Origin of the sequence: Thiomicrorhabdus heinhorstiae (assembly GCF_013391765.2) — a bacterium.
GTDB lineage: Bacteria > Pseudomonadota > Gammaproteobacteria > Thiomicrospirales > Thiomicrospiraceae > Thiomicrorhabdus > Thiomicrorhabdus heinhorstiae.
This window is the reverse complement of record NZ_JACBGI020000016.1, coordinates 26,448-50,591: the sequence shown is the minus strand read 5'-3', so window position 1 is coordinate 50,591 and position 24,144 is coordinate 26,448. Positions and strand designations below refer to the sequence as shown.

Annotated in this window: 26 protein-coding genes; all 26 read left to right on the top strand. The window is 49.6% G+C overall.

Annotated features, from left to right (window positions below; genetic code table 11):
* The coding region (locus tag H8792_RS08555) for a flagellin (protein ID WP_267463323.1) at positions 1–266 on the top strand (266 nt) is incomplete at its 5' end.
* 34 nt (positions 267–300) lie between these two features.
* Positions 301–708 carry a flagellar protein FlaG gene (locus H8792_RS08550; protein WP_185978529.1) on the top strand — a complete coding sequence of 136 codons (408 nt, stop codon included), beginning with the start codon at positions 301–303 and terminating at the stop codon, positions 706–708.
* A gap of 251 nt (positions 709–959) precedes the next feature.
* Positions 960–3,293: a flagellar filament capping protein FliD gene (gene fliD / locus H8792_RS08545; protein WP_185978528.1), complete on the top strand. Its 2,334-nt coding sequence runs from the start codon at positions 960–962 to the stop codon at positions 3,291–3,293.
* 37 nt (positions 3,294–3,330) lie between these two features.
* On the top strand, positions 3,331–3,777 hold the full coding sequence (gene fliS / locus H8792_RS08540) for a flagellar export chaperone FliS (protein ID WP_185978527.1): 447 nt from the start codon (positions 3,331–3,333) through the stop codon (positions 3,775–3,777).
* 3 nt (positions 3,778–3,780) lie between these two features.
* Positions 3,781–4,077: a hypothetical protein gene (locus H8792_RS08535; protein ID WP_185978526.1), complete on the top strand. Its 297-nt coding sequence runs from the start codon at positions 3,781–3,783 to the stop codon at positions 4,075–4,077.
* Between the two features lie 155 nt (positions 4,078–4,232).
* Positions 4,233–5,315, top strand: a complete 1,083-nt coding sequence (locus H8792_RS12765) for a sigma-54 interaction domain-containing protein (RefSeq protein WP_185978525.1) — start codon at positions 4,233–4,235, stop codon at positions 5,313–5,315.
* A 17-nt stretch (positions 5,316–5,332) separates the two neighbouring features.
* Positions 5,333–6,463: a sensor histidine kinase gene (locus H8792_RS08525; protein ID WP_185978524.1), complete on the top strand. Its 1,131-nt coding sequence runs from the start codon at positions 5,333–5,335 to the stop codon at positions 6,461–6,463.
* A gap of 61 nt (positions 6,464–6,524) precedes the next feature.
* On the top strand, positions 6,525–7,934 hold the full coding sequence (locus H8792_RS08520) for a sigma-54-dependent transcriptional regulator (protein WP_185978523.1): 1,410 nt from the start codon (positions 6,525–6,527) through the stop codon (positions 7,932–7,934).
* 105 nt (positions 7,935–8,039) lie between these two features.
* Complete coding sequence (fliE, locus tag H8792_RS08515; RefSeq protein ID WP_185978522.1) at positions 8,040–8,378, top strand: flagellar hook-basal body complex protein FliE; 339 nt, start codon at positions 8,040–8,042, stop codon at positions 8,376–8,378.
* A gap of 66 nt (positions 8,379–8,444) precedes the next feature.
* Positions 8,445–10,127 (top strand): flagellar basal-body MS-ring/collar protein FliF, encoded by a 1,683-nt coding sequence (gene fliF, locus H8792_RS08510; RefSeq protein ID WP_185978521.1) that lies wholly within the window; start codon positions 8,445–8,447, stop codon positions 10,125–10,127.
* Between the two features lie 3 nt (positions 10,128–10,130).
* Positions 10,131–11,126: a flagellar motor switch protein FliG gene (gene fliG, locus H8792_RS08505; RefSeq protein WP_185978520.1), complete on the top strand. Its 996-nt coding sequence runs from the start codon at positions 10,131–10,133 to the stop codon at positions 11,124–11,126.
* Between the two features lies 1 nt (position 11,127).
* Positions 11,128–11,985 carry a FliH/SctL family protein gene (locus H8792_RS08500; protein ID WP_185978519.1) on the top strand — a complete coding sequence of 286 codons (858 nt, stop codon included), beginning with the start codon at positions 11,128–11,130 and terminating at the stop codon, positions 11,983–11,985.
* Positions 11,986–11,993: 8 nt separating this feature from the next.
* The gene (gene fliI / locus H8792_RS08495) at positions 11,994–13,343 is read left to right on the top strand and encodes a flagellar protein export ATPase FliI (RefSeq protein WP_185978518.1); all 1,350 of its coding nucleotides are present in this window, start codon (positions 11,994–11,996) and stop codon (positions 13,341–13,343) included.
* A 54-nt stretch (positions 13,344–13,397) separates the two neighbouring features.
* Positions 13,398–13,844 carry a flagellar export protein FliJ gene (gene fliJ, locus H8792_RS08490; RefSeq protein ID WP_185978517.1) on the top strand — a complete coding sequence of 149 codons (447 nt, stop codon included), beginning with the start codon at positions 13,398–13,400 and terminating at the stop codon, positions 13,842–13,844.
* A gap of 201 nt (positions 13,845–14,045) precedes the next feature.
* Positions 14,046–15,812, top strand: a complete 1,767-nt coding sequence (locus H8792_RS08485; protein ID WP_185978516.1) for a flagellar hook-length control protein FliK — start codon at positions 14,046–14,048, stop codon at positions 15,810–15,812.
* Between the two features lie 11 nt (positions 15,813–15,823).
* The gene (locus H8792_RS12760) at positions 15,824–16,807 is read left to right on the top strand and encodes a methyl-accepting chemotaxis protein (protein WP_324187607.1); all 984 of its coding nucleotides are present in this window, start codon (positions 15,824–15,826) and stop codon (positions 16,805–16,807) included.
* A 59-nt stretch (positions 16,808–16,866) separates the two neighbouring features.
* Positions 16,867–17,718: a flagellar motor stator protein MotA gene (gene motA, locus H8792_RS08475; RefSeq protein WP_185978515.1), complete on the top strand. Its 852-nt coding sequence runs from the start codon at positions 16,867–16,869 to the stop codon at positions 17,716–17,718.
* A gap of 31 nt (positions 17,719–17,749) precedes the next feature.
* Positions 17,750–18,622 (top strand): flagellar motor protein MotB, encoded by an 873-nt coding sequence (gene motB / locus H8792_RS08470; protein ID WP_185978514.1) that lies wholly within the window; start codon positions 17,750–17,752, stop codon positions 18,620–18,622.
* A gap of 82 nt (positions 18,623–18,704) precedes the next feature.
* Positions 18,705–19,268 (top strand): flagellar basal body-associated FliL family protein, encoded by a 564-nt coding sequence (locus H8792_RS08465; protein ID WP_185978513.1) that lies wholly within the window; start codon positions 18,705–18,707, stop codon positions 19,266–19,268.
* Between the two features lie 9 nt (positions 19,269–19,277).
* Positions 19,278–20,291 carry a flagellar motor switch protein FliM gene (fliM, locus tag H8792_RS08460; RefSeq protein ID WP_185978512.1) on the top strand — a complete coding sequence of 338 codons (1,014 nt, stop codon included), beginning with the start codon at positions 19,278–19,280 and terminating at the stop codon, positions 20,289–20,291.
* Positions 20,288–20,707 carry a flagellar motor switch protein FliN gene (gene fliN / locus H8792_RS08455; protein WP_185978511.1) on the top strand — a complete coding sequence of 140 codons (420 nt, stop codon included), beginning with the start codon at positions 20,288–20,290 and terminating at the stop codon, positions 20,705–20,707. Before fliM ends, fliN begins: the two co-directional genes overlap by 4 nt.
* Position 20,708: 1 nt before the next feature.
* Positions 20,709–21,161 (top strand): flagellar biosynthetic protein FliO, encoded by a 453-nt coding sequence (gene fliO / locus H8792_RS08450; RefSeq protein ID WP_185978510.1) that lies wholly within the window; start codon positions 20,709–20,711, stop codon positions 21,159–21,161.
* 38 nt (positions 21,162–21,199) lie between these two features.
* The gene (fliP, locus tag H8792_RS08445) at positions 21,200–21,910 is read left to right on the top strand and encodes a flagellar type III secretion system pore protein FliP (protein ID WP_185978534.1); all 711 of its coding nucleotides are present in this window, start codon (positions 21,200–21,202) and stop codon (positions 21,908–21,910) included.
* Position 21,911: 1 nt separating this feature from the next.
* Positions 21,912–22,181: a flagellar biosynthesis protein FliQ gene (gene fliQ / locus H8792_RS08440; RefSeq protein WP_185978509.1), complete on the top strand. Its 270-nt coding sequence runs from the start codon at positions 21,912–21,914 to the stop codon at positions 22,179–22,181.
* Between the two features lie 8 nt (positions 22,182–22,189).
* Complete coding sequence (gene fliR / locus H8792_RS08435) at positions 22,190–22,960, top strand: flagellar biosynthetic protein FliR (RefSeq protein ID WP_324187606.1); 771 nt, start codon at positions 22,190–22,192, stop codon at positions 22,958–22,960.
* Between the two features lie 9 nt (positions 22,961–22,969).
* Positions 22,970–24,094, top strand: coding sequence for a flagellar biosynthesis protein FlhB (gene flhB, locus H8792_RS08430; protein ID WP_185978508.1), 1,125 nt, complete (start codon positions 22,970–22,972; stop codon positions 24,092–24,094).
* The last annotated feature ends 50 nt before the right edge of the window (positions 24,095–24,144 follow it).

The following is a 24,144-nucleotide window of genomic DNA, read 5'->3' as shown; positions in this document are numbered from 1 at the left end:
CGATTGCCGCGATTGACCAGGATTTGTCGAACATCAACCTGCAACGTGCGAAATGGGGTGCTTTGCAAAACCGTCTGGAATCAACGGTATCGAACTTGAGCAATGTAAATGAAAACATCAGTGCTGCACGTTCACGTATCGAAGATGCGGACTTTGCGAAAGAAAGTGCCAACCTGGCGAGAACTCAAGTGTTGCAACAAGCCGGTATGAGCATGTTGAGCCAAGCGAACCAGCAGTCACAGAACGTACTTTCTCTGGTTCAGTAATTTGCAAGTTATTCAGCTTTAGGAGGAGAGGAGAATGGATATTAACGGTTTCCCTCCCATGACTAATTCGGCGATGTCTCAGGTTGGTAATGAGGTTAATAACCAAGTTGCCAAACCTTCGGTCCTCGCTGATAAGCCTGAGCCTGAAGTTTCCGAAATCAAAGAGCCGGTCACAATCGGCCGGCTCGGTAAGGAAGCGGAAAAGCTCAATGAGCTTTTAGGCAAAATGGGGCATTCTTTGAGCTTCAAAGTTGATGCAGATACTCAGTCTTCAGTTGTTGAAGTCATTGATAGCGGCACTCAAGAGGTAATTCGACAATTGCCTACCGAGGATTCGCTGAAAATTATGAAAAATATTCAAGATTATTTAAACGCCGTGCAGCAGCGTGGCGGGGATTCTAACGAATCCATAACCGGAGTCTTGCTCGACAAAATTGTGTAAGCTGCGGTTTTGCTTCCCGGTTGATCCAGAAGCATATTTAAACCTTTTTAAAACGGATTCTGTCTGATTTATTGTTTCCCTTGTGTGTTTAGCGGCCTTTATGGCCGCTTTTTTTATTTGCAATTTCCCCCTCCTTTCTATTAAATAAAATCAATATTTTGCCGATATAAAGGTTATCAAACGGAGCGAACGGCACTTTATGTGCTTGTAAAGCGACAGGAAAAGTATATATAGCGTCTCGGGAGAGAAAAATGGCAAACGAAATCGGTACCACACTCCTAAATTCATTAACCGGCAGCACTTTTGACATCGGCAATATGGCCAAGGTGTTGGCAGAGGCTGAGGTGGCCGGACCGAAAGCAATCCTTGAAAATAATCAGGAAAAGGTAACCACCGAATTAGATGCATTGAAATATCTGCAGTCGAACCTGAACGCTTTCAACACCTATGTAAATGCCTTATCATCCCCGGATCTGTTTAGTCAGAAAACCGCGAGTTCGTCAAACAGCGACATTGTTTCGGTAACTGCGAGCAGCAGTGCGAATCTGGCTTCTTTCCAAATCGAATCGAAGCAGTTGGCGCAGGCGCATACCCAAGTTGCGAATAAAGTTTACTCCTCCGCGTCGGATACCGTGTCCAGCGGAACCCTGCAGCTGTCCGTTGGTGGGCAAACCCACGATATTACCGTTGATAGTTCCAACAACACGCTGGAAGGTTTGCAGAAAGTTATCAATAATGGCGATTATGGTGTAACCGCATCGATTATCAACAACGGCAGCGGTTACCAGATGATGTTTACTTCCAAACAGACCGGTTTGGCGAGTGAAGTCAGTGTGTCCGGTTTGAGTGATTTCGATACCGATGGTTTAACAACCACTGCGAATGCACAGGATGCGGTGATGGTTTTGAACGGTTTGACCGTAACCAGCAGCACCAACCAATTCGACGAAGTAATTGAAGGGGTGAGTTTTCAGTTGAATTCCGCTTCTCCAGGCACGCCGCAAAGTATTTCTATCGGGCAGGATAGCGAAAATATCATGGACTCCGTTAAGAGTTTTGTCGATGTTTATAACCAATTGGATACCATTCTGGACGAATTGGGCAGTTATAACACGGACGACTTAACCCAGGCAGAACTGGATTCTGAGGAGTATCAATATTACGGAGATCTTGCCGGCAGCAGTTTGCTGCGTTCGGTGCGTTCGCAGATTTCTGAAGCAATGAGCGGGACTATCGGTGAATTGAGCGGTAACTATAACTCTCTGGCGACCATCGGTTTAAGCTTGAATCGTGACGGCAGCATGTCTTTGGATGAAGAAACTCTGAGTGCGGTGATGAACTCCAATATGAGCGCGGTTTCCAGTTTGTTCTCCAAAGGCGGTACCAGCGACGATCCATTAATTAATGTCTTGTCGGGCAACGAACGTACCGAAACCGGCAGTTATGATTTGGATATCACTCAATTGGCGGAAAGAGCGACCGTCAGCGGTGGCGCTGTAACAACCACTGGTGATCAGAAAGTTGCCGGCAGCGGTTTAACCGATGTTAATGCCGCTCTGGAAATTGCCGCCGGAGCCAGTTTTGATCTGACTTTAGGCGCTGGCCCGACAACGACAATCGATTTAAGTTCGATTGCCGGAACCTATTCGACTAAGGAAGATGTTGCGGCGGCTATTCAGGCCCAGATCGATGTCAACAGCATGAATGCCACTATCGCTTACGACACCGCTCAAGGGCGTTTTGAGATCAGCTCCAATACCGGAGAAGGCGCTTTAACTTTAAGTAATGTAAGCGGTCTGTCCAACCAAGGTTTTTCGACGACCGATTACGCTGGTGAAGACTTGATTGATCTAACTTCCGGTGCGAGCTTCGATGTCAGTATCGATGGTTCAACCTCCACCAGTTTGAGTCTGGCTGCCGGGCGTTATACTCTGAGCGAACTGGCCAGCGGTATGACAAACAGTATCAACAGTAGTACCGACGTGCAGGCCGCAGGTGGTTCTGTGAGCATCTCCACCGACGGCGGTATTTTGAGTATCAGTTCGAATCGTTACGGTTCTTCTTCGGATGTCACGCTGACCAATTTCTCCGGTTTGGCTAACGGCGGTTTAAGTGCCGACTTGACCGATGTCGGTCAGAATGTCGACGGAACCATTACCACCTCTAGCGGAACCCTGAATATCGGAGCCTATGCCGATGCAACTGACGGTCGTAAAGTCAAAATCAGCGACTTTGCGGTTATCAGCGGTAACGATGCGGAGGTTCGCGGTTTGGAATTTGAAGTGCTTGGCGGTGTAACCGGAGCGCGTGGAACCATTACCTATGCGCAGGGCTTTGCCAGTACGGTTGAAGAGACGATTAACAACCTGTTTGCCGACGATACCGGTTTGATCAGTCAGCGTATTTCTTCTCTGACCGACAAGAGCAGCGAATATGATGATCGCGCGACGGAGATCGATGCGAAATATGAGCAACTTTTATTGAAATATCAGCTTCAGTTTTCCGCCTTGCAGTCGATACTATCAAGTAGTGAGCAGACACGAGATTATTTGACGGCTACGTTTAGTAACAACAACAATAATTAATCGGGTCTATCCGCTTTAAGACACAAGGGAGAGAAAGATGAATGCTTATACTCGAAATCGATTTGCCACTCAGTATGCAAAGAATTTTGCAGAGACGTCGGTATCTGAAGCGACGCCGCATAAGTTAGTATCCATGTTGTATGCCGCTTTGGTGAAGAATTTGAACTTGACTAAAGCATTTATGGCTCAGAAAAAATTCGCCGATAAGGCAAAGGTTTCCAACAAAGCCTTGGCGATTCTGTTATCGTTAAAAACCGGGTTGGATATGGAAAAAGGCGAAGAGGTTGCCGACAACCTTTTCCAGCTTTATGATTATTGTTATCGCCGTCTGGTTGAAGCATCTGCCAAAAACGATCCTGCAATGATCGACGAACTTCTGTTGCATGTTAAAGGCCTGCAGGAAGCATGGGACGATATGCCTGATCAGATTAAATATGCCGAAAAGCATCAATTGGAGACTCACGTCTCGCGTAAAAGTGCCTAATCTATGAGTCAAGACGCCTTACAGAGAACGCGTTTAATTTTACTGTCGCATTCGAAGAATATGCTTAACGCCGCCCAGTCGCAAGATTGGGAGGCGTTTTTGCCGTTGGAGTCGGTGTGGCAGGAAAAACTAGAACAAGCGGTTGAACAGTGGGGCCAACAATTAAATGAAATTATTCCCAGCCTGCTGGAAGATAATCGCCAGATTCAACAGGCGATTAAAAGCTATCAGCAGGATTTAGCCGGCGATTTGAAACAGAGCCGTTACGTTCATAAAGCTCTCAAAGAGTATTTGGCGTAGAAGAGTGGCGAAGCAAGCAAATCAATTTCCCTGCCAAATTTTTGACATTCGGAAAAAAGCCCGCTATAAAAGTCGTGTAATCGATTAATAAGCGGTGAGACGAACCTGTGGATTCCGAAGCGATTTTCTCCTCCCTCATTGGGCATAGTCCCGCCATGCAAGAAGTGAAGCAGTTGATTCGTCAAGTTGCTTTGACCGATGCGACCGTATTAGTTCTCGGCGAATCCGGAACCGGTAAAGAAGTTGTCGCACAAACCCTCCATCAACTATCGCAACGCGGTGACTATTCCTTTGTACCGATCAATTGCGGAGCCATACCGGCGGAGCTGCTGGAAAGCGAACTGTTCGGGCACGAGAAAGGCGCTTTTACCGGCGCTATCAGCGCTCGTAAAGGACGTTTTGAACTGGCAGAAAAAGGCACTATTTTTCTTGATGAAATCGGCGATATGCCATTGGCAATGCAAGTCAAATTACTGCGCGTTCTGCAGGAGAGATGTTATGAACGTGTCGGCGGAAATAAGACCTTTGAATGCGATGTTCGCGTAATTGCCGCGACGCACCGCGATCTGGAACGCAGTATCGAAGACGGTAAGTTTCGCGAAGACTTATTCTACCGCTTAAATGTATTTCCGATTGAATTGCCGGCGTTGCGCGAGCGTCCGGAAGACATCGAACCACTTTTGAGCTTCCTGTTTGACCGACTGGCTGAATCCGGGAGAGCCGTCCCGAATCTGAAAGCCGATGCTCTGAAATCCTTGCAGGCTTACCACTGGCCGGGAAATGTTCGCGAATTGAGCAATCTGGCCGAACGTCTGTCGATTCTTTTTCAGGATCGGGAAATTGCGTTTGCCGATTTGCCGGAAAAATACCGTATACAAGCGGCGCTTGAAATCGCAGAGTCGCAAGCCGATTGCGCTGTTGATTCAAGCGAAAACACAAGCCAAGAGACTAGTGATAATAAGCCTGTTCAATCCGAGCAGCCGTTGAATACTGAACCTGAGCAGCAAAAAGCAAGTATTGTCGAAGAAGAGACTGAAGCACCTGGTTCAGCTCCTCAGAATGTTATTTCGGTGGATAACCTGGATACCGATTTGAAATCCTATTTGGTCAATATGGAAATGGCGCTGATTCGTCAGGCTTTGGATCAGACCGCGGGGAATGTGTCGCAGGCGGCAAAATTACTTCAGCTCAATCGTACGACTCTGGTTGAGAAAATTCGCAAGTACAACCTCAACTAGACGTGGACGGAGGCAGGGTGCTCAACTCGAAGGAACAGGCACGTTTACAGGAGTTGGAAGAGGCTTTTCAGCTTTTCAATCAGACTTCCGTACAGTTAAGCCATGCGTATGATGCTTTGCAGAAGCAGGTCGAGGCTCTGCAACTGCGTTTAGAAGCCAGTGACCGCGAAAAGCGTGAAGTAGCCGACCGTTTAGGCCGTCTGTTGAAACTGATGCCGGCGGGGGTCATCGTCTTGGACGAGGCCAATCGCATTATCGAAATGAATCCAAGTGCCGAACTGATTCTCGGTAGCGATGCCATTCACCGTGACTGGGATATAGTGGTGATGAACGCCTTCTTGAGTCGCAACGATGCAGGAGAGCTTTTGACGCATGATGAGAAAGTTTATCAGCTGGCGGATGCACATTTGGATCATGGTAACGGACGGATTCTGCTGATTCAGGATGTGACCGCGGCGCGTGACCTGCAATCACATGTCAGCCGCCATCAGCGTTTGGATTCAATGGGCGAAATGGCGGCTTCGCTGGCGCATCAGATTCGTACGCCTCTGGCATCGGCCCTGCTGTATGTTTCGCAGTTGAATGTGGTCCAGCTGGATGATGAGAGACGCGGCAAATTCGTCGGTAAGGCGTTGAACAGTCTAAATCACATCGAGAGCCTGATCAAGGATATGCTGCAGTACGCCAAAGGCGGCAAGGGCAGTAAAACGCCGCTTCAAGTCGACGAACTGCTACGACAGTTAAGCATCAATCTGGAAACACAAATCAAGCAGGCGGACGCCGAACTGATATTGAAATTACCGAAAGAACCGTTAAGCATCTGTGGTGATAAGGACGGGCTTTTGACCGCTTTGCAGAATCTGGTGGTAAACGCATTGGACGTCGTTGGCCAGGGTGCCAAAATCGAGGTTAGAGCGACGCAACTGGACGGGGCGCGGCTGGATTTGGTGGTGTCCGATAACGGTCCGGGCATTGAAGAAGACCGCCTACAGAAAATTTTCGAACCTTTTTACACCAGTCGAGCCAAAGGAACGGGTTTGGGTCTGGCGGTGGTGAGAGCGATTGCCGAAGCGCATGACGGACGCGCCTGGGTTAAATCGATTCCGGGCTACGGCTCTCAATTCGGGATTCGTCTGCCGATAAACTGATTGAATCATTTGTTAAACCGGTCTTGTTTGTTGTTTGAACACAGGCCCAGAGGGACCGCTTATGAGCATTGCTAAAATTTTGGTCGTAGAAGACGACGCCGAGCTGCAGGAAGCGTTGGTAGATACCCTGAGCCTGCATGAATTTGAAGTCATTGCGGTCAGCAGCGCCGAGCAGGCATTAAAGTCTCTGGATGACGAAATCGGCATGGTGTTTTCCGATATTCGCATGGACGGTATGGATGGCTATACTTTGATGACCAAAATCCGCGCCATGAAGCCGTATCTGCCGATTGTGCTGATGACTGCCTATGGCACCATCGAGCAGGCTGTAGATGCCATGAAAGCCGGAGCGGTTGATTATATTATCAAGCCTTTTCAGGCGAATCTGCTGGTGGAAAAAGCCCAGGCATATTTTAATCGCGATGCTTCCAGTGAAGACGATTTTATCGCTGCCGATCCGGCAACGATTCAGCTTAAGGCCATGGCGCAAAAGGTTGCGCAAAGCGATGCGAGCATCTTGATCAGTGGCCAGAGCGGAACCGGTAAAGAGGTTCTGGCACGCTATATTCATTCGCAATCTCCGCGCAATAAACAACCGTTTGTCGCCATCAACTGTGCGGCTATTCCAGAATCGATGCTTGAGGCCGTACTGTTCGGCTATGAAAAAGGCGCTTTTACCGGTGCAGCCAAGTCAATGCCCGGCAAATTCGAACAGGCGCAGGGCGGAACAATTTTTCTGGATGAAATCGGTGAGATGAAAGCCGACCTGCAGGCCAAACTGCTCCGCGTCCTGCAAGAGAAAGAGGTCGAGCGCATCGGCAGTACCAAGTTGATTCGGTTGGATGTTCGTGTGCTCAGCGCCACCAATATCGATATGAAAAAATCCATTGCCGACGGCGAGTTCAGGGAGGACCTGTTCTATCGTCTGAATGTTTTTCCGATGCGTCTGCCCGCTTTGCGGCAAAGAACCCGCGATATTGCCGCGATTGCCGAGCGGCTGATTCAACGGCATTGCGGACTCGGTCGGGTGATGCCGATGATAACCGCGCCGGCGATGAAGCGCTTGTTAAGTTATCAATGGCCGGGTAATATCCGCGAGCTGGATAATGTGATCCAGCGGGCTTTGCTGCTGATGTCCGGAGATAGTATCCAGGAACAGGATATACTATTGGACAGTGCGATCGAAACCGCTCTCGAGACGCAACCGGCATTGGTGGTTGCCGTTCCGTCATCCAGTGAATTTTCCGAACCTGCGGAAACAGTTCGTGAGTTCGACCAGCCGCTTGACGACGGAATCGATCATGCCGCTCTGCCGACGGATTTGAAAGCTCGCGAGAACGAGTTGATTTTGCAGACCTTGAAACGCTTTGACGGTCACCGTCAAAAAACCGCCGAAGCGTTGAATATCAGCCCGCGAACCTTGCGCTACAAGTTAGCGCGCTTGAAGGAGCAGGGGTTTGAAGTGGCTTGACGGCAATTGGTATAAGAATTGCTATTTGACAATGTAAAGAAGTCGATTAAAATTTTTGAGTTTATTTACGGGCGCTTTCAGCCCCCGAGAACTAAGGTGTAACACATGGATCCAGTTGATACACAAAGTTTATTGCTACAGATGCGTGCGCTGGCTGCTCAGGCGGAAGCCAAGCCGGTAGCGGACAATTCTGCAGAAGCGGTGGCGTCGGCGGATAAAACCGCTTCGTTTTCCGATCTGCTGACCCAATCCATCGATGCGGTGAATGCCGAACAGCAAAAATCGGCCGAGATGAAGAATGCCTTCGAAAGAGGGGATCCGGATGCCGATTTAACCGAAGTCATGGTTCAGGTTCAGAAGGCAAGCTTGTCGTTTCAGGCAATGACGCAGGTACGTAATAAGTTGGTTGAAGCTTATAAAGAAGTCATTCAGATGCCGATCTGATCACTTCAGGTCGGCGCGTAATATTGGTTTTGTATAAAAATAACACAGGGTTAAACAGAGGCGTATATGGCCGAACCTCAAGCAACAATCGGTAATGCTGCAAACCGTCCGTTTAGCGACGATGCCAGCTTTATCAATAATCTGACCTCACTTTCGGTGGCGAAGCAAGTCGGCCTGGTGGTCGCCTTGGCGGCATCGATTGCGCTGGTGGTCGGAATGGTGATCTGGTCGCAGAGTACGCCTTATACCCTGTTGTTCGGCAGTGTCGATCCGCAAGAGATGAATGAAATCGTTCAAACTCTGGATCAGGAGGCGGTGCCTTACGAAATCGACCGCACCAGTGGCGGTATTCTAGTTCCGTCGGATCAGGTTCATGCTCTTCGCTTGAAGCTGGCGGCAGCCGGTTATCCGAAACAGGCGCCTACCGGCTATCAGTTACTCGATATCGATCAGGGCTTCGGTATCTCACAATTTAAAGAAACCACTCAATATCACCGGGCGCTGGAAGGCGAGCTGGCAAAATCAGTTGCTTCAATTAATGCGGTCAAGTCAGCACGCGTTATGCTCGGTTTGCCGAAGCGTTCGGTCTTTGTCCGTAAGCAGCAGAAGCCTTCCGCTTCGGTTGTTGTACAGCTCTATCCCGGACGCAGTCTTGACGAACAACAGGTTAATGCGATTGCCTATCTGGTTGCTTCGAGCATTCCGAATATGGAAGCCAAGTCGGTCACGGTAGTCGATCAAAACGGCAATCTTTTGACAGCCGATACCGCCAGCAGTACCGGTGCTTTGCACATGAGCATGAAGCAGCTGGATTATACGCGTTCGGTTGAAGAGACCCTTTCCAGTCGCATCATTCGTCTTCTGGCGCCGGTAGTCGGTGGCGAGGGGAAAGTTCGCGCCCAGGTGACGGCCGAACTCGACTTCACCCAGCAGGAACAGACGCGCGAGAATTACGAACCGGACCCGGATGCCATTCGCTCGGAACAGGAAGTGCGTGAAATCAATCGCAACGAAGGGCCTGCCGGAATTCCCGGTGCTCTGACCAATCAACCGCCTCGTGCCGGTATTGCACCTGAGCAGGGTTATAACCCGCAGCAGGACCCGAATCTGAAAAGTTCCAGCGAAAAGAGCACTAAAAATTACGAGCTGGATCGCACTATCAGCCATATCAAGAATGCGGTCGGTAACGTCAGACGCCTGTCGGTTGCGGTGGTTCTGGACGATAAAATCAGCGTGAACGAGCAGGGTGAAACCGTTCGCGAATCGCTCAGCGACGAAGATTTACAGCGTTACCGTCAGCTGGTCAGCGACACCGTTGGCCTGGACGAAGCGCGTGGCGATACCCTGAGTGTAGTGAATGCTTCGTTTGTTGCCGCTCCGCAGGAAGAGATGCCCTCTCTGCCAATGTGGCAGGAACCGTGGTTCTGGAATCTGATCAAACAGGTTGTTGCCGGTATTGCCGTATTGATTATTATCTTCGGTGTCATTCGACCTCTATTGCGTGATCTGACCAAACGCGAGACTCTGGAACCTGAATATCCGCTGGACGAAAGCGAAGAGGGTATGCAATCGGTCGATGAAATCTCCAAAGCACTCGACCAGATGAGCACCGAAGTAGAAGATACTGCGGCTGAAGTGGAATCCGAATCTGCCGAAGAGCGTCAGCTGCTGGAAAAAGTTCGTGCCATCGTCGAGGCTGAACCTAAGTTGGCAGCACATGTAATTAAACAGTGGCTATCGGGAGCTTGATGTATGGCTGTAAAAGAGCGAAGCAACCTGGATAAAGCGGCGATTCTGCTGTTAGCCTTAGGCAAGGAAAATGCCGCGGAAGTGCTTAAATATCTGAATCCGCGCGAAGTGCAAAAAATCGGTTCGGCGATGACCGAAGTCGATAATGTCAGTCATGACGATATCCATATGGTGATGCAGTCCTTTATGGACGAACTTGGCGAAGATGCTTTGGGTATTGATCCGAGCGAATTTGCGCAGTCTTTGATGGCGGATGCGCTTGGCGATTCCGGAGGCCATTTGATGGATGCCGCCCTGCTCGGCGATCAAGTCAAAGGGCTGGAAGCACTCAAGTGGATGCATCCTTCGACGATTGCCAATATGCTGCGTAACGAACACCCTCAGGTCATCGCTATTATTCTTTCCTACTTTGATTCCGATCAGGCTGCAGAAGTTCTTAAAGGGATTCCGGAACGCTTTCAGGCAGACGTTATTTACCGGATTGCAACCCTGACAACCATCCAGCCGCGTGCGTTATTTGATTTGAACGACGTTCTTGAACGTGCTTCCAGTGACGGAGAGGGCGGTAAGCTGGCGACCATCGGTGGCGAAAAACGTGCTGCGGAAATTCTGAACTATGTCGGCGGCGGAGTCGACAGCCGAATTCTGGATTCGATTGCCGAAGAGCATGAAGATGTCAGTCGCGCTATTCAGGACAAAATGTTCGTCTTCGAAGATATTGCCGGTATTGACGATCGCGGAATTCAGACTCTGGTCAGTGAAGTGCCGAACGATGTACTGATTGTCGCCTTGAAAGGCGCCGATACCGATCTCAAGGAAAAATTCCTTTCAAACGTTTCCAAGCGTCAGGCGGATATTATGCGTGACGATCTGGAAACCGGCGGACCGGTCAAGTTAAGTGCGGTTGAAGAAGCGCAGCGCACGATTATTCAGATTGTGCGCCGTTTGGCGGATGAAGAGAAAATTATGATGCCTGGAGCGGGCGAGGAGTTTGTCTAAGATGAACGATTCCAGCTTTACCGCTTTCGATCTGCAACGCAAACAAGACGATAAGGTTGTACCCTTAAAAACACGATTATTGCGTCAGGAAGACCTTGAGCAGGATGTAGCAGCATGGCGTCCGAAAAATTTTGCTTCGAAACCCAAAGCTTCGGCGGTGGAAAAAGTTCCACCGTCTGCGATCGATCCGCAAGTGGAAGCGGAGTTGAGAGCCGAACTGGAAAAAGAGTATGCAGCCAGACAGGAAGCGTGGCAGAAGCAAGTGTACGAAGAAGCTTTCCAGCAGGGGTTTCAGCAAGGATTGCAAAAAGGCGAGGAGGAAGGCCGCCAGCAGGGTGAAGACCGTGCTATGCAGAGTGTTCGGCAAGCGGCAGAAGTAGACTTGCAGCGGTTGCAAAAACTGGTTGAATCCCTTCTGGCTCCGTACGAAGTGCTGAAAGAGGGGCTCCTCGGAGAATTAACCGAATTTTCATTTCACATTGCCGAAGCGGTCGTCAAACAGCAGATTGAACAACATCCGCAATGGATTGTGGATGCGATCGAAAAAGCGGTCGAAGCTTTGCCGGAAAATGAGGATGATTCCTTAAAAATTTTTCTTAATCCCGAAGATCTGGCCTTTTTGCAGAAAATGCAATATGAAGCCTTACAAAACTGGCAGCTGGAACAGAATGCCGAACTGAACCGCGGCGAATGTCTGGTTAAGCAGGTGCACTCGCAGGTGGCAAATTTGTGGAGCACGCGTCTGGACGAAATAATGCAAAATTATCGTCGTCCGGTAGCGGTTGAGGGTTTAGCCGAAAAGAATGCGGCGCTTAATGCCGGTGATTTGGCTGACAACTTAGCCGATGAGCCGTCTTAGGAGGTAATATGGCCTCGAATGAATCTTCTCTTTTAGGCGAGCAGCTTCGCCGACATTTCAATGATTTAAACAAAACCCCACTGCAAACCTCTTCCCTTAAAGCAAGCGGCCGTTTGGTGCGTATGATCGGCATGACCCTTGAAGCGATCGGTACCTATGCGCCCCTTGGATCAAGATGCCAGATAGTGCAACCCGATCAGGAACCGATTGAAGCCGAAGTGGTCGGATTTCACGATGATCGTCTGTATTTGATGCCGATCGGCGATACGCACGGATTATCGGCCAATGCGCGGGTTGTACCGATGGATGGGGGGATTAAGGTTGGTGTCGGCCCGAAAATGCTTGGTCGGGTCATCGACGGCAACGGCAAGCCGCTGGACGGCCTCGGTACGATTGAAGTCGAAGATTATGTCTCTCTGGCTGGAGAGCGAATCAATCCTCTGGGACGTCGGCCGATTACCGAACCTCTGGATGTCGGGATTAAGGCGATTAACGGGCTTTTAACGCTCGGTCAGGGACAGCGTGTCGGTTTAATGGCCGGAACCGGGGTCGGAAAAAGCGTCCTTCTGGGAATGATGACGCGCTTTACCGATGCCGATATCGTCGTGGTCGGTTTGATCGGCGAGCGTGGTCGTGAGGTAAATGATTTCGTGCATCATAACTTGGGGCCGGAAGGTTTGAAGCGTTCGGTTGTGGTTGCGACTCCGGCGGATGACCCGCCGCTGATGCGTTTGCATGGTGCCATGCTGGCAACCGCCATTGCCGAATACTTCCGCGACAAAGGCATGAAAGTCCTGCTGTTGATGGATTCTCTGACACGTTTTGCTCAGGCGCAACGCGAAATTGCGCTTTCCGTCGGCGAACCGCCGGCGAGTAAAGGCTATCCGCCTTCTGTGTTCTCTAAATTGCCGCAATTGGTCGAGCGCGCCGGAAACAGCGATTCTCCGACCGGTTCAATTACCGCCATCTATACGGTGCTGGCCGAGGGGGACGATCAGAGTGACCCGGTGGTCGATTCGGCGCGTGGTGTGTTGGACGGCCATATAGTGCTATCGCGGAGAATTGCCGACAGCGGGCGTTATCCGGCGATTGATATCGAGTCTTCGGTGAGTCGGGTGATGGTCGAAATAGTCCCGGACGAACAGCTGAAGACGGCGCGGCAATTTAAACAGCTGTATTCGCTTTATCAGCAGAATCAGGATTTGATTACTCTGGGAGCCTACAAAAAAGGCAGTGATCCGAATCTAGATCTTGCTATTCAAAAATATCCGCAGCTTAACGCCTTTCTGGCTCAGGAAATTCGCGAGCAGGCAGGTGTGGAAGCCAGTTTACAGGCACTGCAGTCGGCGATGAGCTAGGAAGCGGTTCTGTTGAATCGTCGGTATGTTTATTCCCAAGGCGGGAGTTGAAAGATGAAAGAAGAAATTCAGCGCTGGGAAAAAATCGTCGAATTAGCTCAACAAGAGGTCGACCGCGCCGCCCAGGTTTTTGCATCACTGCAAGCGCAGTGGCAAGAGGCACAAAACCAACTCTTGTCCTTACGCAATTATCAACAGGAATATCAGCAAGCCACGCCGCTTAATACCGCACTGCAGATTCAGCAATTGCAAAGCAAGGCACTGTTCATGCATAAAGTCAATCAAGCGGTACAGGCGCAAAGCCAGCAGGTAGACACTTTGAATGAAAGGGTGCAAAAGGGACGGGAGATATGGGTGGAGAAGCGCGCACGTTTAAAAGCCTTGCAGACCTTGCTGGATAATAAGCGCCGCTCATGGCAGGAAAAACTCGACAAGCGCGAGCAGAAAATGCTGGATGAGCTGGCGGCAAAAAATGCTCATAAGCGGCAAGGCTTTCCATAACATCTATAATCCATACGATTATCCTCCTGTTTCCGAGTGCAGACCGCTTTGATCGGCTCCGCCCGGGTGCAAAATCCAGTTGGTTTTTTGTTGTGAAGAGCCTTTAAACGGCATGGTGGTTGCTTAATTCTTGAATATATCCGTATAGGGCAGTTAAATTCTGCCGTTGCTGCGTTATCTGTTTTAAGGAGCTTGGATTTTATGTCCGAACAATCGATGGGTTCAATTCTTCCGGATTTCTCTACTAAATCAACAATTAAGAGTGCCTTGCCGGAAATGGATTTTGTTTCGGTTTCGAATCCGGAAGCAGCCGCATTGTCATTTTTTCAAGTATTGCAAAATCTGAATGCGGCAACTACTTCCTTATCACCGGCGGAAACTCCAAAAAACAGTGTATTTACAAGCAATCCATTAACAGGCAATTCATTGAGCAACGGCACTGAAGCGTCGATTTTGTCTCTTCCGATGGCGCCAAACCAAATTGCGGGTGAGTCGTTTCAGGAATCGGGAATCGATTTCAAGCTGGATAGGGCATTTTCGCAGAGTATGCCTGAGACTCCGGATCAGTTTTCAAGTGGCCGGGTTGAAACCCTGCGTTCAGAAGACTTGCCTGCCATATTAGGTTCTGAAACCCCGGTTACGATAGATGTTCGGAAAATGCCTGAGCTTGCCGTTCCGGGAATTAATCTGCCCATTTCAGGAAAATCCTTTGCGAATACTGTCGATGACAAAACGCTTGCAGAGCCCGACTCTACCACTATGGCATCGGCGGCGAACATCCTTGCCGAAGAGGCCGATAGAGGTTTGCCGCAGAATAAACAGTTCACTCCGCTTCTTGAACAAAATCTCGTCTCACTGGATGATCAATCCGGCCTTGCAAGTACGGTCAATTCTTTGCTGATAACAGATCCCGATTCGGAAATTGCCGGATACGACGAAGTGTTATTGGAGGATTCAGACGTATTGAACGGGGTGTTTCAGGCTGTAATCAGTCAATCAGCAGTCAATCCAGAAGGTGATCCGTCTGCCGAGAACTCCAAGCTTGCCAGCCAACCGCTCCAGAGGGATGTCGTACTACAAGACGTCGAGAATCCTGATGCAATTGATTCGATCATTAATCCTCAAGCTGCAGCCGCTGCCATGCAAACTTCTCGGGAGGTTTTGCCCGATAGCGAATTACAGAATCAGGTTGGGTTAGTTGGCGCTGCCGTGTCGAATACATTGACGACTGCGCTCGGAGAACATAGTAAAAAACCGGCAACGAGTTTGGGGTATACCGGTCTGGCGTTCGGCGATAAAACGACTCCATCGTGGAGTCATCATGTTTCCTCTTCGACTACTCCGGCGAACACTTCGGCATTTCCTTCTATGGCTCAGCAGGCCACGACACAGCAAAATATGCAGTTTGCGCAAATGATGCAGGAATCGCTGATACAAAATGATGCCGATTTGGCGGATGAAAAAAGCACCATGTTGAAAGAACTTGGATTGGCAGAAAGCTCTACTGATCGCCGTTTGACAACGCAAATGAATTTGCCGCAGATTACAGCCGGCGTCAAACATCCTCAGTGGGGACAACAATTCAGTCAAAGAGTGGTTGTCATGGTAAATCAACAGGTGCAACAGGCCCAGATCGCTTTAAATCCGGAACAGTTGGGGCCTATGAAAATCCGCCTGCAGTTCGATAAAGATCAGCAATTGCAGATCAGCGTTTCCGCCCAGCATGGAATGACGCGCGATGCGGTTGAAAATGCTCTGCCGCGTCTGCGCGAAGTGCTGGCTCAGTCAGGAATCGATCTGGGTTCGGTCGATATACGCGACGATTCTCCGTCGGAAAATAAAAATAATCAGGCACAGGACGCTTATACCGCTTTAGTTTCTGCCGATTCGGCCGAAGAGATGGTTAGTGGGCCGGTGAATCGTGTAACACTTAATTTGTCGAAGAATCTGGTCGACTATTACGCTTAGGGGAGTTTGGGGTGAAGCAGTTTTTTGCCAGTTTGCTGTTGATCGGTTTGAGTTTGCCGGCGTTAGCGGCGCAAGAGAGCAGCACCGCCTTGCCGATGGCGTTGATGATCGGATTAAGCGTACTGTTAACCGTTGTGGTGATGGGTTTGATCGCTTACTGGTTATGCTTGCAGCCGCAAAATGACACCGAAGAGCTCGAGGAGCTGGTTAAGTATATCGAAGACAGTCGAAAATTCGACCAGCGTTTACCTGAATTGGCCAATCGCCCTAAATGGTTTACCTCCTGCAATCGTTTACTGGATGTAACGGAAGATTATATTCAGGAGCAGAGATCGGCGAGCAAGCATTCGCAATTGGATTATCAGGCGCGTATTGAGACTTTGGAGAGTGAGCGACGTAATTTAAACGAGACTTTACAGACCTGCACCGAGCAGCTGGAAGTATTGAATCTGCAGCTGCAGAAACCGGTTGAACCTCCGCCTGTGCAGACTGATCCTCAAGCCGAGCGTCTGATCGAGATCTGGGCGGCTCTGAACGAAGATTCCAACGAAGGCGTCCGTTCCGCTCAAGAAGTCATCGGTCACGTTTCCGCTCTGATCGATGAGGTTCAGAAGGTCTCGCAAGTTGTGTCACAGCTGGAAGCCGACAGCAGCAATATCGGCAGTGTGTTGGTCTTGATCCGCGATATTGCCGAACAGACCAACCTTTTGGCGTTGAATGCCGCTATCGAAGCGGCCCGCGCCGGCGAGCACGGCAGAGGGTTTGCCGTTGTTGCCGATGAAGTCAGGCTGCTGGCCGGTAAAACACAGCAGGCGACTAAAAATATTCAGTCAATTATCGAAGGGTTGCAGCATGGCGCGCGTAATGCGGTTCAGGCGATGGAATTCGGCCGAGAGAAAGTAGGGGAAACTCAGATTCACGCCAGTCGTGTGAGTCAGGTTTTTGACGATATGAATTCAAAGTTAAGCGCAATCCGTACTGAGAATGAGCTATGATCGTTATTTAACGACATGCAAAACATAATAAGAGAATAAAAAGGGAATAGGACTGGAGCATGAAGGCGATTGTCGGGACATTAGTGGTTATAGGAACGCTATTGGCGGGGTATTTGCCGCATGGTAGTCTTGGCGTTCTGATTCAGCCGCTGGAAGTGGTCATTATCTGCGGTGGTGCTCTCGGAGCTTACATCATCGCCAACCCGGGTTGGGTGGTAAAAGCAGGATTTTCAGGCGGTTTGGGTCTTCTGAAACCGTCGCCGTTCAACAAAGAACTTCATACCGAACTTCTCGGTTTAATGTTTAAACTCTTCAATAAGGCGCGTCGCGAAGGTCTGATGTCGATCGAAGCCGATGTCGAAGATCCGCACAGCAGCGAACTTTTCAACAGCGCTCCGAAAGTGGCGGCCGATCACCATGCCGTGGACTTTATCTGCGACTACCTTCGATTAATGATCAGCGGTGCCAGCAACCCCTATCAGCTGGAAGATTTGATGATCGTCGAAATCGATTCCCACCATCATGAATCCTTAATGCCGAGTGCCGCGATTGGTAAAGTGGCGGAATCTTTACCGGCTTTCGGTATCGTAGCGGCCGTTCTGGGGATCGTTATTACCATGAGTTATCTGGATGCGGGTCCTTTGGAAATTGCCCATCACATGTCGGTCGCTCTGGTCGGTACCTTTTTAGGGATTCTGGTCGCTTACGGTTTCGTAGCGCCGATCTCTTCCGAACTGGCAAATCGTGCCGAGTCGGAATCGGCTTTTTACAATGTTATCAAAACCTGTCTGATGGCAAATTTGAACGGTTACGCACCGCAGGTAGCGGTTGAATTCGGCCGAAAAGCCATCCCGAGTAAAGCGCGTCCAAGCTTCCAGGAATTGGATGAATTCATTCAGAGCATCAAATAACAAGGTGCCTGAAGCCATAAGGTAATATGCCATGAGCGATGAAGAATCCATAATCATAAAACGTCTTAAAAAGTGCCCGCACGAGGCGCACGGCGGAGCTTGGAAGATCGCTTTTGCCGATTTCATGACCGCGACTATGGCCTTCTTTCTGTTGCTATGGGTTTTGGGCGGAACCAATGACGAAGAGATGAAGATGATTGCCGAATATTTTCGTGATCCGACGGTAATTGAGGCAGCGCCGAGTACGCTGGTTGAATCCAGTGAAGCGGGACAGACTTCGGATGCAATGATCGATATGGGCGGTTTTCAGGATGCTCCGAAAGGTAAGGAGGGGCATGACGATGGTTCAGGTCAGGCCGATCAGGAGCAGATGGAGTTGCTGAAGTCTCAACTGGAAAAGAAAATCGAAGAGAGCCAGGTACTTAATCAGCTGAAAGACCAGTTGAAAATCGAAATTACTCCAAACGGTCTCCAGGTGCAGATTCTCGACGACCGCAAACGTCCGATGTTCAGTCCAGGGGTCGACCTGCCGAAAGATTATGCGGCTACCTTACTGAAAGCGGTCGGTTCCGTTTTGGCGGAGACACCGCGAAAAATCAGCATTGCCGGCCATACGGATGCTTCGGGTTATCACGCCAGTTCCGATTACACCAACTGGGAACTATCGGCGGACCGTGCCAATGCAGCACGACGTTTAATGATCGATGGCGGCGTAAAAGGCACGCAAATTGCTCAGGTAGTTGGTATGGCGGATACGGTGCCTTTTGATAAGGAAAACCCTTATAATCCGCGTAACCGTCGCATCAGTATTATCGTATTGAATAAAAAAGCCGAAGAAGCGCTGCGTAATATCAGTGACGCTCCGCAGGTTGAGGCGTTGCAGACGATCCGCAGCCAGCAGTAAATGGCGATTTTCAGGCTAGCTCGACAGTGGTTGTATCGCGACTGTCGATTTTTCGACAACTAAAGTTAAAAGGGAATCCACTATGGCTGAAGAGGTTCAAGAACCTAAAAAAAGCGGAAAAGGTTTGATGATCGTTTTGATCGTCATCGTGTTTCTTTTGCTGGTCGGTATCGGTGTACTGGTTTATCTGTTGATGGGCCCTAAAGACGATGGTGGTCATCAAGAAGATCAAGCCGTAGCGGAGCAGCATGTCGAAGAGGGACATGCTCTGTCTTACTCCCCGAAATACAAGCAGTTCGACCCGCCGGAAGCCGGTGCTCCGCCGCAGTATTTCACCATGGATAAGTTTGTCGTGAATTTTAACGGTGACGGTCAAGCCAAATATTTGGCGGTGGATTTGAAGTTTTTGTCTTATTATCCGCAGCTGGTCGGTCCGGAAGGCGACATGGAGCATTTAAGACCGATTTTGAAAAACGACATTCAGCGTCTGTTACGTAACCAGCACTATAATCAATTGAGCACTCCGGACGGCCCGGATAAGCTGCGTGAAGAAATTTTACAAGTGACGCGTCAGGTTTTGGAAAAGCACAATATCTATCCGGATCTGGTGGAAGATGTGTATATGACCCGCTTTGTGATGCAGTAGGATCAATGAATGGATGATATTTTAAGTCAAGATGAGGTAGACGCCCTTTTAAAAGGGGTCGGCGGTGGTGAAGTTGAAACCGAAAACGACTTCACCGGCATGCAGAATGCCAAAGTCTACGATTTCACTAATCAGGAACGCATCGTTCGCGGGCGTCTGCCTGCGCTGGATATTATCAATGAACGTTTCGCCCGGGGTTTTCAGCGTTATTTTAACGAGATGATTATGTCCAGCGTTGAAGTCACCGCCGGTGAAGTCAAAATCATTAAGATGATCGATTATCAGCGCAACTTGTTTGTGCCGACCAGTTTGAATATCTACCGTATCAATCCGTTAAATGGTGTTTCCTTGTTCACGTTGGATTCGAAACTGATTTTTACCGCTGTCGATATTTATTTCGGCGGTACAGGACTTCTGCCTTTCAAGATCGAAGGGCGCGAATATACGCCAGTCGAGATGAGTATGGTGCGCAGTATTTTGGATATGAGTTCGGAAAATTTGCGCAGTGCCTGGGCCCCGGTAATGGATATCGATATTGAGTATATGCACTCGGAAATGAATCCTAAATTTGCCGCGATTGTCGATCCGACCGACATGATTGTCGTTAGCCCGATCAATGTGCGTTTCGAAGGTGTCGAGGGACGTGTTGATATTGTGATGCCTTATGCCATGCTGGAACCGATTCGCGATAAGCTGGAAGAAGGATTGCAAAATCTGCAGGGCGAGAGCGATAACCGCTGGTCGAGAACGCTCAAAGAAGAAGCGAAAAACATCGAAATCAACTTGAGTGTCAATCTGCTAGAAATCGAAATGAGCATGGAAGATTTAATGGAGATGAAAACCGGCGATATTATTCCGATTGAAATGCCGGAAAAAGTCACGGTAAAAGCCGAAGATATTGCGTTTGTGCGTGGTAAGTTGGGTGAAAGTCACAATAAGAAAGCGGTCAAAATCGAAGAAATTTTGCACCATCCGGCCTATGCCGAACGCGCCAATGAATCAGTGAAGGAGTGGTATAAATGAGCGGACAGGACGATTTAAGCGCATGGGGCGATGCCATGGCTGAACAAGCCGCAGCGAGCGAAACCGGCGGTGTTGACGATTGGGCTCAAGCACTGAGCGAACAGGAAGCAGCGGCACTGGATTCACTGGAAGCCGATAAAGAGCCTTCAAAAAACAAAGTCGATCTGGATGTCCTTCTCGATATTCCGGTGACCTTGCAGCTGGAAATCGGGCGAGCCAAGGTGTCGATCCGTAATCTGCTGTCCTATACTCAGGGATCGGTGATTGAGATGGATCGTTTGGCGGGGGAGCCGTTGGATCTGTTGGCTAACGGCACTTTGATCGCCCACGGAGAAGTCGTGGTGATTAACGATAAATTCGGTGTGCGCCTGACCGATGTCGTCAGCCCTCAAGAACGGATTAAAAAGCTGAAATAACATGAACGGGCTAAAAACGAATTCGGCTCTAAAGAGACTGTTTGGTGGCCTGCTAATGCTGCTGGCTCTTCCCGTTTGGTCTGCGACCGGTGAGGGGGTGATGCAGCCGAGCGATTATTTCTTGCAGATTCTATTATCCCTGGTGTTGGTCATCGGGATTATTTTTGTTTCGGCGTGGCTTTTGCGCCGTTATGGACGTTTTCCCGGCGTCGCCAACGGTAAACTGAAGGTAGTCGGAGCCTTGTCGGTCGGGCAGAGAGAGCGTATCCTGTTGTTGCAAGTGGGTGAAGAGCAATTGCTGGTGGGTGTGACTTCAAGTCGAATCAGTACTTTACACCGTTTAGAACAGCCAATCGAGGTGGAGACTCCCGGAGAAAACTCCGAGGCTTTTGCACAGAACCTGCAAGGTTTTCTGCAGAAGTATAAACCCTCGCAAAAGGATCAGACCAAGTGAGTTTTTGGCTCAAATTATTGCCTTTGGGTGCAGTTTTAATGCCGAGTCTGGTGTGGGCGATGCCGGGTATTCCGGCTTTCACCGTTGAAACTGATGCCGCCGGTAATCAGGATTACACCCTGACTCTGCAAATCCTGCTGTTGATGACAGGATTGACGCTGCTTCCGGCCGCTTTAATTGCCACCACCTCTTTCTTGCGTTTGATCATTGTTTTTGCCCTGTTGAGACAGGCACTTGGGACGACTTCGACGCCGTCTAACCAGGTTTTGATCGGTTTGTCGCTTTTTTTGACGCTGTTTATCATGTCGCCGGTTCTGGATCAGATATACGACAAAGCGGTTGCTCCCTATCTCGAAGAGCAGATTCAGTTTAAAGAAGCCTTGGAAATCGGTGCCAAGCCGATGCATAAATTTATGCTTGAGCAGACGCGTGAAGACGATCTGGCGATGTTTGCCGAGATGGGCGATGTAACTTTGAACGATCCGGAGACGGTACCATTCAAAATACTGATTCCGGCGTTTATGACCAGTGAATTGAAAACCGCTTTTCAGATCGGTTTTATGCTGTTTATACCTTTCCTGATTATCGATCTGGTCGTGGCGAGTCTATTGATGTCGATGGGGATGATGATGCTGTCGCCGATGATTATTTCCATGCCGTTCAAGTTAATGTTATTTGTGCTGATTGACGGCTGGGCGCTGGTAGTCGGAACGATGGCGAACAGTTTTGTAGTGGCGGGGGCAACCTAGTATGGAACAGGAATTCGTGTTGACTCTTGGGCAGAGAATGCTTGAAGTGACCACTATGCTGACGGCGCCTTTGTTGATTCCGGCACTGTTAATCGGTCTTCTGGTCGGGATGTTTCAGGCTGCGACGCAGATCAACGAAATGACTTTGAGCTTTATCCCTAAACTGGCGATTGTTGGTATCGCTTTAGTCGTTGCCGGTCCGTGGATGTTGACGACTCTGATCTCCTTTACCAAAGAGCTTTATCAAAATATTCCCGCCTTAATCGGTTAGGGGGCGAAGTGAGTTATTCGGAGCTGTTGCAGTACCTGGGACTCTACTTTTACCCGTTCGTGCGCATCGGAGCCATGCTCTCGATTATTCCTCTCTACAGTCTCAGCTCGGTGCCTATCCGCGCCCGAGTCATCGTAACCGCTCTGATTACCCTGGCCGTCGCGCCTTCTCTGGCTTTGCCGCCGCCGGTTGACCCTTTTACCTGGCAAGGTGTGCTGTTTATTATCCAGCAGATGGTGATCGGTCTGGCGATGGGTTTGGTTTTTTTAATCGTTTTTCAGGCTTTTGTAGTAGCTGGCCAGATGATTGCTATGGGAATGGGACTGGCGTTTGCGATTATGGTCGATCCGGCCAGCGGGTCGCAATCGCCGATTATTTCGCGCTATTTCACGATCATCGTGACGCTGTTGTTTTTGGCGATGAACGGTCATGTTCTCGTGATTCAGTTGGTTGTGGACAGTTTTGAATATATGCCGGTCGGGGTGCATATTCTTGATCGCGAAAGCCTGCTGCGTCTGGTTGAATTCGGCAGCTATATGTTTTCTGCCGGGGTTCTGGTGGCTTTGCCGGCGATTACCGCTTTGTTGCTGATTAATGTGGCATTCGGTGTGGTAACGCGAGCGGCGCCGGCCTTGAATATTTTTGCAGTCGGTTTTCCGGTCACCTTGTTGACCGGTCTGGTGATGCTATCTTTGACAACCCCGCTGATCCTGCCGCATTTGCAGGAAATGATCCACCGCTCGATCGAGCTGATTAGTCAGTTCACCTTGAGTAAGTAGGGAGTTTATATGGCTGAAAACGAAGACGGAGCGGAAAAGACCGAAGAGCCCTCGCAGAAGAAACTGCAGGAAGCGAGGGATAAAGGGCAGATTCCGCGCTCGAGGGAATTGACGACGGTTTTAATGACCTTGTCGGCAGCGTTGTTTCTGTATGTTTTCGGTGGCACACTGCTAAGCAACTTTTCCGAACTGGTGACACAAGGGTTAAGTTTTGACCGGAATGTCGCCTTCGATACCCAAAAGCTGTTTGATCAGATTTTGTCAATCGTTATCGGTGCGATCTGGTTGGCTTTGCCCTTTATGCTTCTGATGGCTTTCATTGCCATTGTTTCGCCAATGTTATTGGGCGGCTGGGCCTTCAGTGCTCAGGCGATGGCGCCTTCTTTCTCCAAATTGAACCCGATATCCGGTTTGAAACGCATGTTTTCCGCCAAGGCGTTACTGGAACTGTTTAAGGCGCTGGCGAAATTTTCATTGGTTATCGCTATGGCGACCTTCTTTTTGTATGTCGTGTTTGCCGAGTTGCTGAATCTCGGGATTGAACCGCTGCATTACGCCCTCGGACATTCCGGTGAGCTGATTATCGAGGCGTTTATTTTCGTTAGTTTGTCGCTGTTGATCGTGGCGGCGATTGATGTGCCTTTCCAACTTTGGGATCACAACCGCCAGTTGAAAATGACCAAACAGGAAGTGAAAGAAGAGTTTAAACAGCAAGAAGGTAGCCCGGAAGTAAAAGGACGAATTCGCCAAGTGCAACGTGAAATGGCCCAGCGGCGCATGATGCAAAAGGTGCCTGAAGCAGATGTGGTCATCACTAACCCGACCCATTTTGCCGTCGCTTTGAAATACGATCCTGAGACAATGGGAGAACCGTTGGTGTTGGCGATGGGAGTCGACTTTATGGCGGCGCAGATCCGTACCATTGCCAGCGAGCACCAAATTCAGATTGTTGAAGCGCCGCCTTTGGCGCGCGCCTTATACTATAATGCCGAGTTGGATCGACCGATTCCGTACGACTTGTTTAAAGCGGTGGCGGCGATTTTGGCGTATGTGTTCCAGCTGGAAGAGGGCGGACGCGCCCGGGCGATGGATTTTTCCGATTTGCCGATTCCCGAAAACATGAAAACAGAGTAAAAACTCAAGTTAAAATGGCGATATATAGCAAGGGTCTGGCTGCAATGTTC

Excerpts from the sequence above, each read along its gene's own strand:
- H8792_RS08550 (WP_185978529.1), top strand. The coding sequence starts at position 301 with ATGGATATTAACGGTTTCCCTCCCATGACTAATTCGGCGATGTCTCAG.
- fliD (WP_185978528.1), top strand. The coding sequence starts at position 960 with ATGGCAAACGAAATCGGTACCACACTCCTAAATTCATTAACCGGCAGC.
- fliS (WP_185978527.1), top strand. The coding sequence starts at position 3,331 with ATGAATGCTTATACTCGAAATCGATTTGCCACTCAGTATGCAAAGAAT.
- H8792_RS08535 (WP_185978526.1), top strand. The coding sequence starts at position 3,781 with ATGAGTCAAGACGCCTTACAGAGAACGCGTTTAATTTTACTGTCGCAT.
- H8792_RS12765 (WP_185978525.1), top strand. The coding sequence starts at position 4,233 with ATGCAAGAAGTGAAGCAGTTGATTCGTCAAGTTGCTTTGACCGATGCG.
- H8792_RS08520 (WP_185978523.1), top strand. The coding sequence starts at position 6,525 with ATGAGCATTGCTAAAATTTTGGTCGTAGAAGACGACGCCGAGCTGCAG.
- fliE (WP_185978522.1), top strand. The coding sequence starts at position 8,040 with ATGGATCCAGTTGATACACAAAGTTTATTGCTACAGATGCGTGCGCTG.
- fliF (WP_185978521.1), top strand. The coding sequence starts at position 8,445 with ATGGCCGAACCTCAAGCAACAATCGGTAATGCTGCAAACCGTCCGTTT.
- fliG (WP_185978520.1), top strand. The coding sequence starts at position 10,131 with ATGGCTGTAAAAGAGCGAAGCAACCTGGATAAAGCGGCGATTCTGCTG.
- H8792_RS08500 (WP_185978519.1), top strand. The coding sequence starts at position 11,128 with ATGAACGATTCCAGCTTTACCGCTTTCGATCTGCAACGCAAACAAGAC.
- fliI (WP_185978518.1), top strand. The coding sequence starts at position 11,994 with ATGGCCTCGAATGAATCTTCTCTTTTAGGCGAGCAGCTTCGCCGACAT.
- fliJ (WP_185978517.1), top strand. The coding sequence starts at position 13,398 with ATGAAAGAAGAAATTCAGCGCTGGGAAAAAATCGTCGAATTAGCTCAA.
- H8792_RS08485 (WP_185978516.1), top strand. The coding sequence starts at position 14,046 with ATGTCCGAACAATCGATGGGTTCAATTCTTCCGGATTTCTCTACTAAA.
- motA (WP_185978515.1), top strand. The coding sequence starts at position 16,867 with ATGAAGGCGATTGTCGGGACATTAGTGGTTATAGGAACGCTATTGGCG.
- motB (WP_185978514.1), top strand. The coding sequence starts at position 17,750 with ATGAGCGATGAAGAATCCATAATCATAAAACGTCTTAAAAAGTGCCCG.
- H8792_RS08465 (WP_185978513.1), top strand. The coding sequence starts at position 18,705 with ATGGCTGAAGAGGTTCAAGAACCTAAAAAAAGCGGAAAAGGTTTGATG.
- fliM (WP_185978512.1), top strand. The coding sequence starts at position 19,278 with ATGGATGATATTTTAAGTCAAGATGAGGTAGACGCCCTTTTAAAAGGG.
- fliN (WP_185978511.1), top strand. The coding sequence starts at position 20,288 with ATGAGCGGACAGGACGATTTAAGCGCATGGGGCGATGCCATGGCTGAA.
- fliO (WP_185978510.1), top strand. The coding sequence starts at position 20,709 with ATGAACGGGCTAAAAACGAATTCGGCTCTAAAGAGACTGTTTGGTGGC.
- fliP (WP_185978534.1), top strand. The coding sequence starts at position 21,200 with ATGCCGAGTCTGGTGTGGGCGATGCCGGGTATTCCGGCTTTCACCGTT.
- fliQ (WP_185978509.1), top strand. The coding sequence starts at position 21,912 with ATGGAACAGGAATTCGTGTTGACTCTTGGGCAGAGAATGCTTGAAGTG.
- flhB (WP_185978508.1), top strand. The coding sequence starts at position 22,970 with ATGGCTGAAAACGAAGACGGAGCGGAAAAGACCGAAGAGCCCTCGCAG.